Source organism: Mucilaginibacter sp. (assembly GCF_039925265.1).
GTDB lineage: Bacteria > Bacteroidota > Bacteroidia > Sphingobacteriales > Sphingobacteriaceae > Mucilaginibacter.
On sequence record NZ_JBDSZG010000046.1, the window covers coordinates 18,042 to 36,680 of the forward strand.

At 44.6% G+C, this 18,639-nt stretch carries 14 protein-coding genes, 1 tRNA gene and 1 pseudogene; 6 read left to right on the forward strand and 10 right to left on the reverse strand.

Annotation, left to right across the window (positions count from 1 at the left end; translation table 11 throughout):
* Positions 1–5 precede the first annotated feature (5 nt).
* From selD to ABIX36_RS20500, 10 genes and pseudogenes are all read right to left on the reverse strand, one after another.
* Entirely contained in the window at positions 6–1,046 is a 1,041-nt protein-coding gene (gene selD / locus ABIX36_RS20455) for a selenide, water dikinase SelD (protein ID WP_348084031.1), read from the reverse strand.
* Positions 1,039–2,079, reverse strand: a complete 1,041-nt coding sequence (gene mnmH / locus ABIX36_RS20460; protein ID WP_348084032.1) for a tRNA 2-selenouridine(34) synthase MnmH — start codon at positions 2,077–2,079, stop codon at positions 1,039–1,041. Before mnmH ends, selD begins: the two co-directional genes overlap by 8 nt.
* A gap of 180 nt (positions 2,080–2,259) precedes the next feature.
* A pseudogene (locus ABIX36_RS20465) lies at positions 2,260–2,483 on the reverse strand (GDCCVxC domain-containing (seleno)protein).
* An 18-nt stretch (positions 2,484–2,501) separates the two neighbouring features.
* The gene (locus ABIX36_RS20470; RefSeq protein WP_348084033.1) at positions 2,502–4,565 is read right to left on the reverse strand and encodes a heavy metal translocating P-type ATPase; all 2,064 of its coding nucleotides are present in this window, start codon (positions 4,563–4,565) and stop codon (positions 2,502–2,504) included.
* 8 nt (positions 4,566–4,573) lie between these two features.
* Entirely contained in the window at positions 4,574–5,752 is a 1,179-nt protein-coding gene (locus tag ABIX36_RS20475) for an efflux RND transporter periplasmic adaptor subunit (protein WP_348084034.1), read from the reverse strand.
* 8 nt (positions 5,753–5,760) lie between these two features.
* Positions 5,761–10,095 carry a CusA/CzcA family heavy metal efflux RND transporter gene (locus ABIX36_RS20480; protein ID WP_348084035.1) on the reverse strand — a complete coding sequence of 1,445 codons (4,335 nt, stop codon included), beginning with the start codon at positions 10,093–10,095 and terminating at the stop codon, positions 5,761–5,763.
* A 609-nt stretch (positions 10,096–10,704) separates the two neighbouring features.
* Entirely contained in the window at positions 10,705–10,965 is a 261-nt protein-coding gene (locus ABIX36_RS20485) for a helix-turn-helix domain-containing protein (RefSeq protein WP_348084036.1), read from the reverse strand.
* Positions 10,966–11,047: 82 nt separating this feature from the next.
* Positions 11,048–12,286 (reverse strand): site-specific integrase, encoded by a 1,239-nt coding sequence (locus tag ABIX36_RS20490; RefSeq protein WP_348084037.1) that lies wholly within the window; start codon positions 12,284–12,286, stop codon positions 11,048–11,050.
* A gap of 250 nt (positions 12,287–12,536) precedes the next feature.
* Positions 12,537–12,623: transfer RNA gene (locus ABIX36_RS20495), tRNA-Ser, on the reverse strand.
* A gap of 171 nt (positions 12,624–12,794) precedes the next feature.
* The gene (locus tag ABIX36_RS20500; protein WP_348084038.1) at positions 12,795–14,864 is read right to left on the reverse strand and encodes an HDIG domain-containing metalloprotein; all 2,070 of its coding nucleotides are present in this window, start codon (positions 14,862–14,864) and stop codon (positions 12,795–12,797) included.
* A 113-nt stretch (positions 14,865–14,977) separates the two neighbouring features.
* Between ABIX36_RS20500 and ABIX36_RS20505 the strand changes: the two genes are divergently transcribed.
* The 6 genes from ABIX36_RS20505 to ABIX36_RS20530 all read left to right on the forward strand — a co-directional run bounded on the left by ABIX36_RS20505 (position 14,978) and on the right by ABIX36_RS20530 (position 18,639).
* Positions 14,978–15,835: an SPFH domain-containing protein gene (locus ABIX36_RS20505; protein ID WP_348084039.1), complete on the forward strand. Its 858-nt coding sequence runs from the start codon at positions 14,978–14,980 to the stop codon at positions 15,833–15,835.
* Between the two features lie 4 nt (positions 15,836–15,839).
* Positions 15,840–16,373 carry a hypothetical protein gene (locus tag ABIX36_RS20510; protein WP_348084040.1) on the forward strand — a complete coding sequence of 178 codons (534 nt, stop codon included), beginning with the start codon at positions 15,840–15,842 and terminating at the stop codon, positions 16,371–16,373.
* A 32-nt stretch (positions 16,374–16,405) separates the two neighbouring features.
* Positions 16,406–16,546, forward strand: coding sequence for an Arc family DNA binding domain-containing protein (locus ABIX36_RS20515; protein WP_348084041.1), 141 nt, complete (start codon positions 16,406–16,408; stop codon positions 16,544–16,546).
* 239 nt (positions 16,547–16,785) lie between these two features.
* Positions 16,786–17,964, forward strand: a complete 1,179-nt coding sequence (locus ABIX36_RS20520) for an acetyl-CoA C-acyltransferase (RefSeq protein WP_348084042.1) — start codon at positions 16,786–16,788, stop codon at positions 17,962–17,964.
* Positions 17,965–17,994: 30 nt separating this feature from the next.
* On the forward strand, positions 17,995–18,204 hold the full coding sequence (locus tag ABIX36_RS20525) for a hypothetical protein (protein WP_348084043.1): 210 nt from the start codon (positions 17,995–17,997) through the stop codon (positions 18,202–18,204).
* The gene (locus ABIX36_RS20530) at positions 18,205–18,639 is read left to right on the forward strand and encodes a putative toxin-antitoxin system toxin component, PIN family (RefSeq protein ID WP_348084044.1); all 435 of its coding nucleotides are present in this window, start codon (positions 18,205–18,207) and stop codon (positions 18,637–18,639) included.

Genomic DNA, 18,639 nt, shown 5'->3' on the forward strand with positions numbered 1-18,639 from the left:
TTAATTTAGACCACCGTTATTAATGCCCGGTTGTTTAGAGGCTCCAACCAACCGATAGGCGCCAAATTATGCCCCAGGCTTTTTAGTTCTGCTTCAAACGCCGCAGCACCCTCCTCCGCAACGGCTACCAGCAGGCCGCCGCTTGTTTGCGGATCAGCCAGGATATATTTCTGTTCTTCGGTCAACTGCCCAATTTTGCTTCCATAGCTTTTCCAGTTACGCTCAGTACCGCCCGGAAAGCATTTTTGTTCTAAGTAGCCCGCTAACGATGGGATCACCGGGACTTTATCAAACTCAATGATCGCCGCTAAACCACTGCCCTCGCACATTTCTGAAAGATGGCCTAATAAACCAAAACCGGTAACGTCAGTCATGGCTTTTACATGATCCATTCGGCCAAATACTTCGCCCAACTTGTTTAAAGTGGTCATGCTCCTTAATGCAATCGCTGCATCTTCCGGTAACAGCACACCCCGCTTTTGAGCAGTTGATAAGATGCCTACACCCAAAGCTTTTGTGAGGTATAACCGGCAACCCGCAGTGGCTGTTGAATTCTGTTTAAGCTGTGAAATATTCACTATACCATTAACCGCTAAACCAAATACCGGCTCGGGGCAATCAATACTATGGCCCCCTGCTAATGTTATACCTGCTTCGGCGCAAATAGCGCGGGAGCCCTCCAATACTTTTTGAGCGACTTCCGGCAGCAATTTATCAATCGGCCAGCCCAAAATAGCAATGGCCAATACCGGTTTACCGCCCATAGCATAAACATCACTGATCGCGTTAGCAGAAGCGATACGCCCGAAGTCATAGGCATCATCCACAATCGGCATAAAAAAGTCTGTCGTAGAGATTAAGGCCGTACCGTTACCCAGATCTAAAACCGCTGCGTCGTCTCTTTTATCATTACTAACCAACAACCTCGTATCCGGAATTGCAGCGATAGGGCTGTGCAGTATCTTGTCGAGAATTGCGGGGCTGATCTTACAGCCGCAACCTGCACCGTGTGAATATTGAGTAAGTTTTATGGTTTGATTATCCATTAGTAATATGCGTATTGACTGTAAAATTTAATAGGTGATAGGCCTGGTTAGCGATAGCGGAATCGTTTAATTCTAATGAAAAGACCTTCTCCGGGTTTCGCTTATTTAAACCGGTACGATAGGTTTTATCATAATAAACCAGCACTATCTTCACAAAATCTCTCATGCGGCCTTCCATAATGGCCTCGATAGCGTATTTGGTTTGTTCGTGGCCAAGCCGTTTGCGGATACGTTCGGTAGATTCCATCAGGAAATTTTTATCTAAAGACCCGTATTCAGCAGCCAACGCGTTAACACGCAGCTGCAAATTAACCTTGATATCAATCATCGGAGCACCCCGCATTTGGTGCCAGAATGAATTGGGTATAGAACGTTTGCCTATGGATAAGCTTTCATCTTCTACCCAAATTTTTTGCTGCTTATCCAGTCCTTTTAACTGATCGGCCAAATTGTTTTCAAATTGTTCCTGTGTCGGCTGTACCATTTTATTCATGCTGCCATAGGAAGAACCCTGATGCTGTGCCAGATCTTCCAGGTCTATCACTTGTTCGCCCATTGATTTGAACTTTTGCAATAACTTTGTTTTACCTGAACCGGTCATCCCACCGAGAATTTGAAGCTGATAGGGTTGCTCAAATTGCTGATGCACCCAGCCGCGATATTTTTTGTAGCCACCTTGTATTAGATAGACATCGAAGCCGTAGAGATCAAGCACCCAGGCCATTGCCCCGCTGCGCATACCGCCGCGCCAGCAATGCACTCCTATCTTTTTGTCCGGTGCGATAATCAAAGCCTCTTTAATAAAGCCCGACCATTTAGAACCGGTGAGATCAAAGCCTAAAAGGATAGCTTCTTCACGGCCAACTTGTTTGTAAGTTGTTCCTACGCTGACCCTTTCTTCATTAGTAAACAGAGGGAGGTTGAATGCGCCGGGCACATGGCCCTGTTCAAATTCAGCCGGTGTGCGTACATCAACTAAAGGGATGATGTTATGGAGAAGCAGGAAATCATTAACTAAAATCGGCTTGGTCATTAAAAGCAAAGATACGTTACAAATCAAACAACGGAGGCGGCTAACTAAGGAAAGCAACTAACGCTTATATTTTGTTACTACTAACGATATGATTCATTTTAGATAAAGCATCACGGCATTTCATGTTGAGAAAACGCTAAAGCCGTAACTCTACATGAAGCTAAAATGGGTTCAAGGCGATCAATTAATCGGCCTACAGCACGAATCCCCTTCCTGTACAGGCGGACATTTTACAGAGCCATAACTGCAAAACACACAACAATCGCCCGCCATTGGTTTGAGTATCTTTTTACAATTTCGCATTCATAAAAATAAGTACAGGCGTTTAACGGCATTAGTTCTTGTTTTTTAAAACCGCAATACGGACAGGTAATCACCGTGATATTTAATATAACTTCAGCCATCGAATCTTCGCTTAATCATCACTTCCTTCCATTCTGATAAAACAATAACCTTAGCCCGTTGAAAACAACCACCAAAGTCGATCCTTCATGACCGACTACCGCCGGGCCTATCCCGGAAATTCCGAGAATAGTTAAAGGTATCAAAACGACAACCATACCTAAACTGATCACCAGGTTTTGTTTGATGATCCGGCGGGACTGGCGGCTTAAGCCGATAGCGAACGGCAGGTTGTCCAGCCTGTCAGCCATTAAAGCGATATCTGCTGTTTCTAAAGCTACATCGGAACCTGCCGCACCCATGGCGATACCCACGGTACTTTTAGCCATTGCCGGTGCATCATTCACGCCGTCACCGATCATGGCGACCTTCTTTTCTTTCTTAATCAGATCCTGTACTGCTTTAACCTTTTCTTCGGGAAGCAGACCGCCCATCGCATCGGTGATGCCTATTTGTTTAGCAACGGCCTCCGCTACCTGTTGATTATCACCGGTCAGCATGATCATCCGTTTAATGCCCAGGTCTTTCAATTCCTGTAAGGTTTCCTTTGCTTCGTTACGCGGTACATCCATCAGGGAGATCAAACCAACAATTTCGCCGTCCTGTTCGACTAGCATAGTTGTGTTGCCTTCTTTTTCCAGTTTTTCAACCTGGGCATGCACCTCATCGGAAAGTTTTTTAAATAAACTGCGATTACCGATAATGATCTTCTTACTACCAACGGTTGCTTTGACCCCATGCCCGGTAACCGCTTGCAGGTTCTTGGCTGACGGAATATCCTTCTGCTTTAATCGTTCCAAACCGCCTTTGACAATTGCCGCAGCTAATGGGTGATCGCTTAATTTTTCAACAGCGATTGCGATCTCCAAAATTTCATCTTCGGACAGTTTAGCTAATGCCACCACGCCGGTTAGCTGTGGCTTACCTTCGGTAAGTGTACCTGTTTTATCAAAAGCAATGGCGGTCAGCCCGCCTAATTCTTCCAAGGGTCCGCCGCCCTTAATGAGTACACCACTACGCGCCGCACGGGCGATGGCGCTTAAAACCGCGCTTGGCGTAGAAATAGCTAAAGCGCAGGGACTCGCCGCAACCAATACTGCCATTGCCCTATAGAAGCTTTTGCTAAAGGGTTCATCGATCACCAGAAAGGCGAGTAATAATAGGCCTACAAGGATCAATACAGCCGGCACATAATATTTTTGCAGCTTATCGGTGAACAACTGCGTGGGCGATTTTTGTGCTTCCGTATCGTTCACCAGTTTAACCAACCTTGATAAGGTTGAATCAGCGGCCAGTTTAGTCACCTTTACTTCCAATACCTGGCTACCGTTGATCGTGCCTGCAAATACTTTATTTTCGGCTTTGAGTGTTTTGTCATCATGATCTTTGTCCGGATCGGCAACCGGCGATTTATCAACCGGCACACTTTCACCCGTGATCGGTGCCTGGTTAACACTGCTTTCCCCTTTGATCACGGCACCGTCGGCAGAGATCTTGCTGTTAGGTTTGATAATGATGATATCTCCTAAAACCAATTCCTCGATCGGCACTTCTGTTTCTTTACCATCCCGGCGAACTATGGCTGTTTTAGGCGCCAGGTCTGCCAATGCCGCTATAGACTTAGTCGCTTTTCCCATGGCGTAATGTTCCAGCGAATGGCCGAAGCTGAATAGGAATAACAATAACGCGCCTTCAGCCCATTGTCCCAAAAATGCCGCACCAACAGCGGCAACCAGCATCAAAAAGTCGATCTCAAACTGTCCTTTGCTGATCGCTTCGTAAGCTTCTTTAGTGGTATAAAATCCGCCAAAGAAATAACCAATACCGTATAATATCGTACTGGTGAGCGGTGGCAGCGCGTGTACGAATGATAAGCCAAAGCCTAACGCAAGGAAGACACCAGAAAGCGTCGCAAATATGAGTTCCGTGTTCTTGCCGAAAATGCCACCATGCTCGTGATCGTGACCAGCTTCGTTTCCTTCATGTTTATGATCGTGTTTATACTCTTTATCTTTTGCAATGGATATATCAATGCTGGGTTGTTTTTTTGCCGTTTTGGCTGTATGTTGGGTTTGCTTTTTCATAGGTTAAATTATTCGTCTTCGCCTGTATTTACCATTTTAGCCAGCACGAAGAATGTCTTTTTCACTACGATCTTCGAGCCTTCTTTTAATTCCTTTACAGGGGTGATCTCTGTAAAGCCAATATCCGATACCCCTTTGGCTAAGGATACCCGTTCAAATACAATTTCATTGGCATCCTGTTTTTTTACCCGGAAAATATAATCCTGGCCGCCGTTGCTGACGATGGCCTCTGAAGGGACCGCCGGCACCACCGATGTGCCGATACTGATAATAGCAGTAACATTCATCCCTTCGATCAGCCCGGCTTTATCACCCATTACCACGGCATGTACCGGGATAGTTTTGGACTGGCTGGCAAAGGCCGTACCTATAGAATAGATCTGCGCATCATATTCCTTGCCTGCACTATTGGTCAGGGTAAAATGGATACGCTGCCCGGCTTTCACTTTAGGCAGGTCTTTTTCAAATACGAACAGGTCAAGGTGGAGTTGTGAATTATTTACGATCTGCGCTATGGGTGTGGACGCATCTACGTTGGAGCCGATCTGTGCAGAAACCTCACTCACCGTACCGCTGATCGGCGCGCGCACAGGTATGCTGGTTACAATATGCCCATTATTAGTTGCGGATTGGGAGATGCCCATGGCCGATAATTGCATTTGCTGTGATCTTTGGGTCGCCTTTAATGCCGACAATTCTGCTTCGGCCTTTTGCAGGTTTTTTAAAGGGGCAGCATTGCCCTCAACCAGTTCTTTCTGCCTTTGGTATTCCTGTTGGGCTAGTATCAGTTGCGCCTGGTTGGTTTGAGATTGTTGCTGTAACTGCGCTATTTCGGGGTTCATGATCGTAGCGATCACCTGGCCCTTGTTCACATAATTGCCGGGCTGTACAGTCAATGTCTTTATTGTTCCGTTAGTGACCGAAGTAACCAGGGCCTTGTTTTGGTTGGGAACAGACAGCAAGCCGTTAGCTTTTATAGCTGTCGCCAGGTTCTTCATTTCGATCGTGCCGAGTTCTATACCAGCTGTTTTGATCTGGTTAGTAGTTAAACTTACCGTATTAACGGCTTCGGGGGTGGCCTCCTGTTTCGCCTCTTCTTTGGGTTTTTCCTGCTGCCCACAGGAAATGACCGTAACTGACACAAGGGCGAGGAATAGGTAGCTATAATATTTCAAATATGCTTTCATGTAATATCTTATTTGCTGTTATTGGTGTAATAGTTCAGTTGAATGGCCGATTGGTTGTATTCATTCAGCACGTCCAGATAGTTCCTTTGAATATCAATCGCCTGGGTAAGGTATTGTGATAACTCCGCAAAACCGATCTCGCCGGAACGGTAAGACAAGTTAGCCGCCTTGATGATGGCATCAGCTTGCTTTAACCCGGTGGAGCTATAATAGTCCAATAGATCATTGTTCTTTTGTAAGGTCTCCTGTTCCTGATTGTAGGATGTGCTGAAGGCCAGTTGCTGATCGGCCAGTACGGTTTGCTGGTACCTTTGTTCCAGTTGGGCAGCTTTGACCGAATGCTTGTACTGCCCCATCCCAAACAGCGGGATACCGACCGTTACCGAGAATCCGGAATAAGACGGGTTAACGCCATACAGTCGCTGTGAAAAGAAGCGCCCCTCGAAGGAGGGCATCTGACCCTGGCCGGCAACTTTTGCTTCCGCATCTGCGATGTTCACGTTCTGCTGTTGTAATTTTAATAAGGGATGTGCAGCGGTATCCGGTGCGGAGCCATCCAGTTTGACCTTTTGCAATGATGAACTATCCGGCAATAAATTCAACTGCGTATTTAACAGCCGCTTTAATGCCCGCTGCTGGTTACTGATATCCCTTTGTACCAATCGCAACTGCACTTTGGTTTCTTTAGCTTTAGCCTGGGCGGCGATACTATCCAGTCCGGCATTTTCGCCCGTCTTCACTCTCAAGACGGCAGCTTTAGCTAAGGTGGTGTAGATGCTATCCAGGCGTTGCCATAAACGTTGTTTACTTTGGTAATACCACAGGTTATAATAAGTTCCGGAAATATCTCTTTTGATCCCGGCAAGTTGTACTTGTTGGGCATACTCAGCCGATCTGGTTTGTTCATTTAATAGCCCTTTTTTAGCTTTGTATAAACCCGGCCAGTCCAGGCTTTGGGAAACACCGATCTTTAAAATGCCTTTCTGATCATCCGGATTGATGTCCTCGTTCTCGACAAAAACACCTGTTTTAGGTAAGGTGAAAGCTGTTTTGCCGAGTTCCTTACGCTGGTCTATCTTTAAACCCGAAGAACGCAACTGCAAATTATTTTGTAGTGCCATTTCATAAGCACCGTTTAGGCTGATCCGTTTGGCAGGATTGGTTTGCGCGAAGGTTGGTAGGGTGACGCCAATGACCAACAAGGTGATCAAAACTTTTTTCATTTTACCTGATGGGGATTTAGTGTTTTTAGTAAAGATCAAATAGAGTAAAGGCAACACGATCAGCGTTAACAAGGTCGCTGTCAACAAGCCGCCGATCACCACCGTAGCCAATGGTTTTTGCACTTCCGCACCCGCGCTGGATGAAACTGCCATCGGCAGAAAGCCCAGCGAAGCTACCGCTCCCGTCATCAGTACCGGGCGTAGGCGGTCTTTTGTGCCCTGATATATCCTTTGCAATACGTCATCCTCACCATCTTTGGCTAACTGGTTGAACGTACCAATGAGGACGATACCATTCAGAACGGCCACGCCAAACAGGGCAATAAAGCCCACACCTGCGGAAATGCTAAATGGCATTCCACGTAATAACAAAGCGAACACACCGCCAATAGCCGACATGGGTATGGCTGTAAAAATAAGGGTCGCCTGTTTAACGGACTTGAACGTGAAATACAGCAGAATGAAAATGAGCAATAGCGCTGCCGGAACGGCGATCATCAGCCGGGCACTTGCCTGTCGCAGGTTCTCAAAGGTGCCGCCGTAAGTGTAGTAATAGCCGGTAGGCAACGGGACTTTGGTATTAAGCTTGGCCTGTACTTCCTTCACCACGCTTTCTACATCCCTGCCGCTTACATTAAAGCTGACCACGATACGCCGCCTGGCATTTTCGCGACTGATCTGCGCCGGGCCAGTTTCATAGGCCACGGTTGCTACCTGCGATAAAGGGATCTGGTTGCCATCGGTCGTAGGGATAAACAGGTCGCTGACATTTTCTATCGCCTTGCGATGGGCGGAATCTAATCTAACTACGAGGTCAAACCGGCGTTCATTTTCATAGATAGCACCTGTCGAAGTTCCGGCAAAGGCCGTACTGATCACCTGGTTCACCTCTTCGATATTTAAGCCGTAATTGGCCATCCGTGCCCGGTCATATTTAACGGTGATCTGTGGCAATCCGCTAACCCTTTCCACCTGTGGGGCAGTAACGCCTTGAATAGGCTTAATGGCCCGCGCTACTTTAGCCGCGAGCAGGTTTAAGGTATCGAGGTTCTCCCCAAAGATCTTGACGGCGACATCCTGTTTCACCCCGGTCATGAGTTCATTAAAGCGCATTTGTATCGGCTGACTGGGTTCTGCGATCACGCCGGGAATATCAGCCAGGGTGTTGCGCATATCATCTGCCAGTTCATAAAAACCTTTACCACTTGGCCATTCGGATTTATCTTTCAGGATCACCATGAGGTCAGATGCCTCCGGTGGCATCGGGTCGGTCGCCACATCGGCACTGCCTGTTTTGCCAACCACCATTTTTACCTCCGGATATCTTTTCAGCATCCGTTCGGCCTGCATAATGGTTTCCACGGTCTGAGTGACCGAGGTGCCCTGCGGCAATACAAATTCTATCGCATAATCACCCTCTTCCAGTTGCGGGATAAACTCACCGCCCATCCTGGAAAAGATGATCCCGCTGACAATTAATAAGGCAACCGCAATGGCAACTACCTGATACTTAAAACGGATCGCCGCTTTTAAGACAGGTTCGTATTTCCGCTGCAAAAACCCGATCATCCGGTTGGAAAACGTCTTTTTGGGTTCGGCTTCTTTGGACAGGAATAGCGCCGACATCATCGGGATATAAGTAAGCGATAACAGCAAAGCACCTAAGATGGCAAAGCCTACCGTCTGCGCCATTGGGCGGAACATTTTACCTTCGATACCTACTAAGGTTAAGATCGGTATATACACCACTAAAATAATGATCTCGCCAAACGCAGCGCTGTTACGGATACGGGAAGCGGATTGGAAAACTTCCTCGTCCATTTCAGCCTGCGTGAACCGCCCTGTATTCTTTTTCAGCAAAAGATGGTGCATGGTCGCCTCCACAATGATCACCGCGCCATCCACTATCAGCCCGAAATCGATCGCCCCTAAAGACATCAGGTTAGCCGACACGCCAAAAAGGTTCATTAGCGACAAAGCGAATAGCAGTGCTAAAGGAATAGCTGAAGCGACGATCAGGCCTGCCCGCCAGTTGCCTAAGAATAGCACTAGCACAAAGATCACGATCAAGGCACCTTCGATCAGGTTACGCTCAACCGTGCTGATCGCCCGGTTAATGAGATTGGTCCGATCTAAAAACGGCTCGATAATCACATCGTTTGGTAACGATTTTTGTACAAGTTTCATGCGTTCTTTCACCAGGCCTACAACTTCGGCGCTATTTGCACCCTTGGTCATGAGCACAATACCGCCAACCACTTCTTTTTCGCCATTATAAGTCATCGCCCCGTAGCGCGGCGGTGAACCTAATTGGATTTTGGCGACGTTCTTAATGAGTATCGGTACACCATTCGCCTGCCGTTTAATGATGGTGTTTTCAATATCGGGAATGCCGGCCATCAAACCCACACCACGGATAAAATAAGCATTTGGCTTGCGGTCAATATAGGCGCCGCCTGTGTTTTGGTTATTTTTTTCTAAAGCCGTAAATATCTCGGGGATAGTGACCTCCATTGCTTTGAGCTTATCAGGATCAAGGGCGACCTCGTATTGTTTGGCTACCCCGCCAAAAGCGGTTACTTCAGCTACGCCAGTTATGCCGTACAACTGACGCGTCACAATCCAGTCCTGCATCGTGCGCAGGTCCATCGCCGAGTATTTCTTTTCACTACCTTTTTTAGGGTGTAGAATATATTGATAGATCTCGCCTAAACCCGTGGTAACAGGTGCCATTTCAGGTCTGCCGGTGCCTTTGGGAATCTGCTCCTGTACCTCGTTCAGTTTTTCGGCGATCAGTTGCCGAGCGAAGTAAACGTTCACGGATTCCTTAAAAACAATGGTAATAACGCTCAATCCAAAACGGGACATCGAGCGCATTTCGGTAATATCAGGCAAGTTGGACAGCGAACGTTCTACCGGATAGGTGATGAACTGCTCCACTTCCTGCGCGGCTAAGGTTGGTGCTTTGGTGATCACCTGCACCTGGTTATTGGTAATATCGGGTAAAGCATCGACCGGGATCTGCGATGTGCTCCAGATACCCCAGGCGATTAATGCCAGGGTAAAAAAGCCGATCAAAAGTTTATTACGGATACTGAACCGTATAATGGCATCTAACATAAATGATAAAAATTAATACGAATAGAAACAGGCCTGTCGAAGATCTTTCGCAGGCATACTTAATCAAGAACAGGTCGTATTAACCGATTTGAGGGGGCTGCCAGATGGAAAGGCTTACTTGCTGGATGGCCGGCGTAGAATGTATTGGATACTCCAAACAAACTTGTGCTACCGGAAGAACTGAAAAAACATTTTGTTGCAGGACACGAACGGTCGAACAGCAAGCGCAGGTGCAAAATGGAGAACACGTTTCCTGCTGGATTCCGCTATTGCAAGAATGGCTCTTTTGGATTGTCGTGTAAAGCTTAACAGTGTTGTCTTGCGTATCACGGCATGGCATAATAGCCAAAACCGTCATATATAAACTTATTACCACTGCTAAATACTTCATTCACAACAAAAGTAACAATGTTTACTCAACTTACTTATATCTATTAACGATGAATGACAAATTCAATGGCAGCCGACAATGATGGTTGATGCATCCCCATCCCTAACATAGAAAACAACAAGTTATTGGAGAGTACTTAATCAATAAAGTAATCGTTTAAATATCTTTAATGAATAACGTTATTAAGCATCTTAAATTTATTAGATATTTATGTAAAACTAACCTTTCTCAAAAAGTTGTTCTACATCAAATTCCTTATAGTACATAATTCCACCAATCTTAGTAAACTTTAATAAACCATTAATTCGTAAGTTCTGTAAAGTTCCAGGTGAGATGTTCATTATCTTAAGCACGTCCGCACTTTTAATCCATTTTCTTTTTTTATTGTTATCAATTCGAAGTAGCACAGAAAGGTCTCTTAGAAGTTCGTTCTTAAATTCCTCCAGATCCTCTTTCGTAATTATATTAATTGCAGCCATTTGGTTTTTGGACAAAATTATAATTTCAAACTAGGGTTTCGAGATATTAGCAAGCCGCCAAAGTCGGTCAGTTAACGAATGTTTAATTTATTTGACCTATTTGCATAGCGCTCAAAACCACTTCTAAATTATTCATGTCCTGTCCTACCCTTTTATCTAATAATTTGGCATAATGCTGCGTTTGCCTAAGACTTTTATGACCAAGCATTTTTGAAACTGATTCCAGCGGCACCCCATTGTTAAGTGTTATTGTTGTTGCGAACGTATGGCGCGCGATATGAAAGGTCAGGTTTTTTGAAATCCCACATACGTCTGTAATCTCCTTCAGATACGAATTCATCTTTTGATTACTTAAAGTTGGAAGCACGGTGCCACGTACCTCACACACCGGATGGTTTTTATACTTCTCTATTAAAGCAATTGGGAAAGCTAAAAGCGGCACTTTAGAAAGCGTATCTGTTTTCTGGCGATTAATGTTGATCCATTTTTGATTTTTCTCACCTACAATAATTTCAGACCTTTTTAATTTTGCTACGTCTGCATAAGCCAATCCTGTATAGCAACTGAATAAAAAAATGTCCCTTACTTGAGATAACCTTTCTGAAACGAAACATTTATTTATCATCTTATTTAATTCATCATTAGTAAGATAATCTTTCGGTACTTCTTTTTTTGTTAATTTGAAGTTAGCGAATGGGTCTCTTGTTAACCAACCATATTTAACACATAAAAGCACTATCTTTTTAAAGTAAGTCAGGTATTTAATAGTTGTATTATGCTGGCAGTTTCTAACTGTTTTAAACCAAAAAGAATACTGATCTATAAATTCATGGTCAAGTTTTTTTAACTCCAGATCATCCATCCCGTATTTCCAAATGATGAAATTGCGGGTATGTTCTAATGTTCGTTCGAAGAGATCCAGAGTCCCAGCGGCATATTCTTTGTCTAATAATTCTTCTACTCTTTTGTTGTGGTCTTTAAATATTACGAGTATGGTTTTTCTATCATCGACGCCAAGTAAACAATTTTTGATGGCTAAAGCCGTGATATCCTTATTAGCATCAATAAGTATCCTTCGCGCTTCATGAACTTTATTTGTTAAGAGGTCGATAAAAGTGTTTAATCCCCGCGCATCTTCCTTGGTGCCAATAGCTCTGCCACTTCGTGCGTTCCATCTCAAAGGGTCCCAAGTGCGTTTGGCGGAAAGTTCAATAGGAACACCATCTACTGTTATCCTGAGATAAATTTGATACGGATCTTTGTCTTTGTAAAATTTCGGTTTTTTCAGGTAGACAAGTAAACTGAAAGTCTTTTCTAACATACTGCTTCAATTAAAGGGTTAACAAATGTCGAAATGCAGCACTTACAAAACAAGATGTTCGATAATCGGACACCTTGATTACCAATTAAATATGGCATTACTAAAGAGTAGTAAACTTATTATCAACTACTCTCTTAATTACTCCAATTTATTTTGGGCTTATATGAATGATTTGGCAAAGCAGCAGAAATAAAAAAGCCTCTAAATCAACGATTTAGAGGCTTTTGAAACCCTTTGATATTGGTCTTAGCGGTGAGGGAGGGATTCGAACCCTCGGTACAGTTGCCCGTACGTCAGTTTAGCAAACTGATCCTTTCGGCCTCTCAGGCACCTCACCAGGTATTAAAAATAAAGTCCCTTTTTTCGGGATTGCAAATATAGTAATTCAGGCAAGCTGTCAAAAAAAAAAATCGTTTTATATGGGGGAGTTTTTAATAAAATGAGCGTTGCACCAGCATAAACCCACAAACAGCTCACTTAATCAACCACTTAACCATTCACCAAACAATTAATAATCTATTCTTACGTGATAAATACTCATCAGCATCCGCTTGAAGATGGTTTTAATGGTTTCGAGGTCTTTTAGGGTTATATTACTGTCTTTCAGCTGGTTTTGATCCAGTTTGTATTTTACAATGCGATCTACCAGTACACTGATGGATTCTTCATCTGGCTCCTTCAAAGAGCGCGAGGCGGCTTCAACCGAGTCGGCAAGCATCAAAACGCCCGCTTCTTTGGAAAAAGGAATAGGCCCGGGATAACGGAAAATGTTCTCATTGATGAATTTTTCGGGGAAGTTCTTTAAAAACGACTGGTAGAAATAATCTACCCTGGTATTGCCGTGATGGGTGCGAATAAAATCAATAACGATCTCGGGCAGGTTTGCCTTACGTGCCATTTCAATCCCCTTACTTACGTGGCGAATGATGATCTGGGCGCTTTCCTCATAAGGCAGCTTATCGTGTGGGTTAAAATGTGAGGTTTGGTTCTCTATAAAAAACAGCGGGTTCTGCATTTTACCAATATCGTGGTACAAAGCTCCTGCCCTAACCAGCAACGCGTTGCCGCCTATGGAATAAATAGCATTCTCGGCAAGGTTGGCCACCTGCAGGGAATGCTGAAACGTACCCGGGGCACTAAAAGCCATCTCGCGCAGCAAGGGCGCGTTGGTGTTGGTCAGTTCTATCAGGGTGATATCTGATGTTATGGCGAACATCTTTTCGAAGGCATAGATGAGCGGATAGGCCAGCAAGGTGAGCATTACGCTGCCCGCAAATGGCAGAAAGTCCATCCAGTCGATAGTAGTGAACGAACCTTCGCGCACCAGGGATATCCCCATAAAGGAAACAAAATACGCGAAAGTGATAATAAGTGCAGATATGAGGAATTGCTCGCGGCGCAACAGGTTCTTAATGCTATAGATGGATACCATCCCTGCCGTGATCTCGAAAAAAGCAAATTCGAAACTGTTCGGTACAAAAAAGCCTGCCACAAGTACTACCAGCAAGTGAATATTAAGCGCCAAACGGGTATCAAACAATATGCGGATGATGATAGGAACAATACAGTAAGGGATGTAGTACAAATTGCCCGGCCATTGCAGCTTAATAGCAAGCGATAATGTGGCCAGCATGGCGGTCACAACAAGCAATATCAAACTTACCAAACGGTTATCGTCATAAATATCGCGCCTGAACAGGTATAGAAATATCATCAGCAGTGTTATAACCAGGCCCACCAGTAAAAACTGGCCAAGCAACACCAGCGTATGATTACCGTTGATTCGCGCGTTATCTTCAAATGCTTTTTTAAACGAACCTAACTTTTGAAAAGCCTCATCATTAATAACCGAACCCTTACTGATAATGGTTTCGCCTTTTTGTACCATACCACGGGTTATGGAAAGATTTTCTACTACTTCCTGCTCCAGCCTTTGGGTAAGTTTTAAATCGTAAGTAAGATTGGTTTGCAGCCTGTCCTGCATCAGGTTCAGCAGAAAGGCCCTGTCAACGTAAGGCACTTTACCTATGGCGTTATCGCAATAGGCAATTGCCGTTTCGCGGGTAAGCAAGTCGGCCGTGTTGCGTTCAGTAGCAATGTTGTTGTTAAGTATAGTAACCTTGTAATTAGGGTTACCCTGCTGATATTTTGAATCGGGCTTAAAAACACCACGGGTGTAAACGTCGGTAAGCAGGGAGATGCCTGTTTGCAGGTATTGCGCTTTTAATTTATCGTTGATACCTGCGGTATGCCATTTGATCTCCAGATCTGTTTTAAACCCTTCCACCAGTTGCTTACCCACCTCTGTATTTAACTGGTAAACGGGGGTTACGGTAGCCAGCGCTGCTTTTTCGTCGGCCTCTATCTCCTGGTTGGTTTTTAAGATAGCGAAGTTATAAGGCGATACCAGATCCTTTTGGTTCCAGATGCGGCTTTTTTCGTATTCATAGCCAAATTTGGCCTGCTTGGGCAGGGCGTAAACAATAACGCTTACGCTGGCTATCATCATAAAAAATTTAACATTTAGCGCGTATTTACGCAATAATGCCTTCTGCCGCGACGATGATAATTTTGCCATTTGCGAGTTTAACCTATCAAAAATAATATAAGTTTCGGTTAAATGTGTTTTTTCTTGTTTTTATCAAAACAAAGTTGATATCTTTATGATATCATTTTAAAATCATTTCAACCATGAACTCTGAAAAAGTTATCACAGCGCCTTCGGGCTATTTAGCATTGTTATTATTCTTTTTGCTGGGCGGGGCGGCAGCATATTTCTTTATAACACTAAACCCTGTGCCGGGTGCTATTATTACAGTTGCAGATATTATATTAGTGCTTTGCGGACTTATCGTGGTAAACCCGAATGAGTCGCGTGTGCTTATCCTGTTTGGTAATTACATGGGCACCGTTAAATCGGGCGGTTTTTATTGGGTAAACCCTTTCACCGTTAAAAAGAAGGTTTCCTTACGCGCTTTTAACCTTAACGGGCAGCAATTAAAAGTGAACGACAGCGTAGGTAACCCCATAGAAATTGCGGCGGTAATAGTTTGGCAGGTAAAGGAAACCGCTAAAGCCGTTTTCGCGGTAGAAAACTATCTGCAATATGTAAACATACAAAGCGAGGCGGCGGTACGCCACCTGGCAAACTCTTACCCATATGACCATATTGAAGATGAAACCGCCAGCATTACCCTCCGTGGCGGCGCCGAAGAGGTAAGCCACATGCTGGAGAAAGAATTGAACGAACGCCTGGAACGTGCCGGCATAGAAGTGATCGAGGCACGGATCTCTCACCTGGCTTATGCGCCTGAGATAGCACAAGCGATGCTGCAGCGCCAGCAGGCATCGGCCATTATTGCAGCACGCAGGCTCATTGTGGAAGGTGCCGTAGGTATGGTAGAAATGGCTTTGAACAAAATGGCCGAAAAGAACATTGTAGAACTCGACGAAGAGCGCAAAGCAGCTATGGTAAGTAACCTGCTGGTAGTTTTATGCGGCGAGCGAGCGGTTTCCCCGGTTGTGAACACAGGCACCCTATACCACTAAGAGAATGAATGATTTTAGAAATTTTGACCAGATAAAAACAAATGAGCTGTTTATTACCCGGCATAAATGGTTCTTTCCCTATTACGAGCTTACAGACGGCCAGTTTGTATATGGTAAACTAAGTTATAAAAGCCATTGGCGCAGGTACGCAATCATAGAAACAGCCGAGGGCCGCTGGACCATCAAGCACAAGGGTTGGTTTAAATGCGCTATGCTGCTGAACCAGGATGAGGATCATACCATAGGCACCATTGAGCCGCAACGGTGGAAACGGGATACCTTATTAAAGCTGGATAATGGATTTGAGGCCACTTACTTGTATAAAAAGCTGTTTACTAAAGCTTTAACGCTCGCCAGTGCTACACAGGGTGATTTATTGCAGATCATACAGAAACCATTCGGGATAAAAACGCCCTTTAAAATACAGGTTGATGCGTCGCCGCAGAAGGTGAAGCTGAATATACCTTTATTTACTTTGATAGGTGTAAACTTAATTTTACTGCGGCAGGCACAGGCTGCCGCAGCGGCTTCGGCATAAGGAATGTAATGGCAGAGAAAAAAGCATTTATATTGAGGATTAACCCAGAAGTACTCAAGGAGATAGAAGCCTGGGGTGCCGAAGAATTCCGTAGCACTAACGGGCAGATAGAATATTTGATGCAACAGGCGCTGGCCGGACGGAAGAAAGCCACGCGCAAGAAAAAGGACTAAATTTAAGCCAGGTGCCTACTGGTCCAATCTTTGAAATATGGACGGGTGGTCAACAAATCATTTCTGGTTATCACCGCAATTAGCCGAACAATTTTTGATTGAGCAGACGAGTAAAATCAACTCGGTATAATAGAAGAGTGCATATTTACTATGCATGCATAATAAATTATCCACACCGCGTTATTCTTAAAGCAAAAAATATAACTTTGCGACACCAAATATAAAAGGCATCCAACATCATGAAAGAAGTATATATCGTATCGGCAACGCGTACCCCTATCGGCAGTTTTGGCGGTAGCCTGGCGAATTTATCGGCAACGGCTTTAGGCGCTGTGGTGATTAAGTCGGCGGTTGAAAAGGCCTGTCTGCAACCCTCCGATATCCAGGAAGTTTACATGGGCAACGTGCTTTCGGCCAATTTGGGCCAGGCACCGGCCACACAGGCCGCTATATTCGCCGGCTTGCCTTTTATGCCCGCTACCACGGTTAACAAAGTTTGCGCATCGGGCATGAAAGCTATTATGCTGGCTGCCCAAAGCATCGCCAATGGCGATAACGATATTGTGCTGGCAGGCGGTATGGAAAGCATGAGCAATGTGCCATATTATTTGGATAAGGCCCGCAACGGCTACCGCCTGGGCAACGGCCAGATAACCGACGGCCTGGTGAAAGACGGCCTTTGGGATGTATACAACGATTATCATATGGGCTCCGCTGCCGAACTTTGTGCTGTAGATTGTAATGTTACCCGCGAAGAACAGGATGCTTTCGCGATAGAATCCTACAGACGCGCGCAGGCATCGCAAACTGCCGGAAAGTTTGCCAACGAAATAACCCCGGTAGAGCTAAAAGATAAGAAAGGCGAGGTAACCTTATTCAGCAACGATGAGGAACCTGCTGCGGTGAAATTCGACAAGATCCCCACGCTAAAGCCGGTATTTAAAAAAGACGGTACAGTTACCGCCGCCAATGCGTCCACCCTCAATGATGGTGCTGCGGCGCTGGTTTTAATGAGTAAAGAAAAAGCCGAAGCGATGGGCATAAAGCCTTTAGCCAAAATAGTATCTTATGCCGATGCACAGCAGGCACCGGAGTATTTTACAACCGCGCCCTCAAAAGCTATCCCATTGGCTTTACATAAAGCAGGATTGTCAGCAGAGCAAATTGATTTCTTTGAGATAAACGAGGCTTTCTCCGTAGTATCGGTAGCAAACAACAAATTATTGAATTTAGACCCTGCTAAAGTTAACGTAAACGGCGGCGCAGTGGCTATAGGGCACCCGCTTGGCGCTTCGGGCGCGCGTATTATTGTTACGCTGATACATGTTTTACAGCAGAATGGCGGCAAGCTTGGCGCAGCCGGGATATGCAATGGCGGTGGTGGCGCAAGCGCAATGGTGATAGAGAATTTGGTGTAGATTTTGCGGGATTATTTGTAAATTAGCGTTATGACAGTTGTAGAAGAGAACGACGAAATTGTAGTTAGGTTTTCAAAAGGGGTAAACCTTGATGAAATTCAAAAGCAATTGGATTATATCCGGTTTAAGGAAATAACTGCAAAAAGCAAGGCAACGCAAGAAGATGTGGATACATTGGCAGCAGAAGTAAACAAAGCATGGTGGGAGAAAAACAAGTCAAAATATTTCCCCGCTGTCTAAGTGGACATCATTGTCGATACCAATATAGTTTTCAGCGCAATTTTGACCTCTACCGGGAAAATTGCAGAATTATTAGCCAACAAGCCCGCTGGGCTTAATTATTTTACTCCTAATCATATGTTGAAAGAGTTAGAAACTCATTCTAAAAAACTTCTTTCACTTACCGCGTACACTCGCGATGAATACGATGAAGCGAGAAATTTCGTTATCCAACAAATACAAGTAGTTGCAATCACCAATATTAGTTTAGTTAATCAGAAAATAGCCGGCGAAATTTTAATCGATATAGATAAAGAGGACGCGCCTTTTTTAGCATTAGCCTTTGAGAAAAATGCCATGCTATGGACGGGCGACAAGAAGTTAATTAAAGGCTTGTCGGCAAAAGAACATTTTAATATTATTACCACAGATATTTTATATTCTCAATATTATTAA

Excerpts from the sequence above, each read along its gene's own strand:
- mnmH (WP_348084032.1), bottom strand. The coding sequence starts at position 2,079 with ATGACCAAGCCGATTTTAGTTAATGATTTCCTGCTTCTCCATAACATC.
- ABIX36_RS20480 (WP_348084035.1), bottom strand. The coding sequence starts at position 10,095 with ATGTTAGATGCCATTATACGGTTCAGTATCCGTAATAAACTTTTGATC.
- ABIX36_RS20510 (WP_348084040.1), top strand. The coding sequence starts at position 15,840 with ATGAATGATTTTAGAAATTTTGACCAGATAAAAACAAATGAGCTGTTT.
- ABIX36_RS20490 (WP_348084037.1), bottom strand. The coding sequence starts at position 12,286 with ATGTTAGAAAAGACTTTCAGTTTACTTGTCTACCTGAAAAAACCGAAA.
- ABIX36_RS20500 (WP_348084038.1), bottom strand. The coding sequence starts at position 14,864 with ATGGCAAAATTATCATCGTCGCGGCAGAAGGCATTATTGCGTAAATAC.
- ABIX36_RS20475 (WP_348084034.1), bottom strand. The coding sequence starts at position 5,752 with ATGAAAGCATATTTGAAATATTATAGCTACCTATTCCTCGCCCTTGTG.
- ABIX36_RS20520 (WP_348084042.1), top strand. The coding sequence starts at position 16,786 with ATGAAAGAAGTATATATCGTATCGGCAACGCGTACCCCTATCGGCAGT.
- selD (WP_348084031.1), bottom strand. The coding sequence starts at position 1,046 with ATGGATAATCAAACCATAAAACTTACTCAATATTCACACGGTGCAGGT.
- ABIX36_RS20525 (WP_348084043.1), top strand. The coding sequence starts at position 17,995 with ATGACAGTTGTAGAAGAGAACGACGAAATTGTAGTTAGGTTTTCAAAA.
- ABIX36_RS20470 (WP_348084033.1), bottom strand. The coding sequence starts at position 4,565 with ATGAAAAAGCAAACCCAACATACAGCCAAAACGGCAAAAAAACAACCC.
- ABIX36_RS20505 (WP_348084039.1), top strand. The coding sequence starts at position 14,978 with ATGAACTCTGAAAAAGTTATCACAGCGCCTTCGGGCTATTTAGCATTG.
- ABIX36_RS20485 (WP_348084036.1), bottom strand. The coding sequence starts at position 10,965 with ATGGCTGCAATTAATATAATTACGAAAGAGGATCTGGAGGAATTTAAG.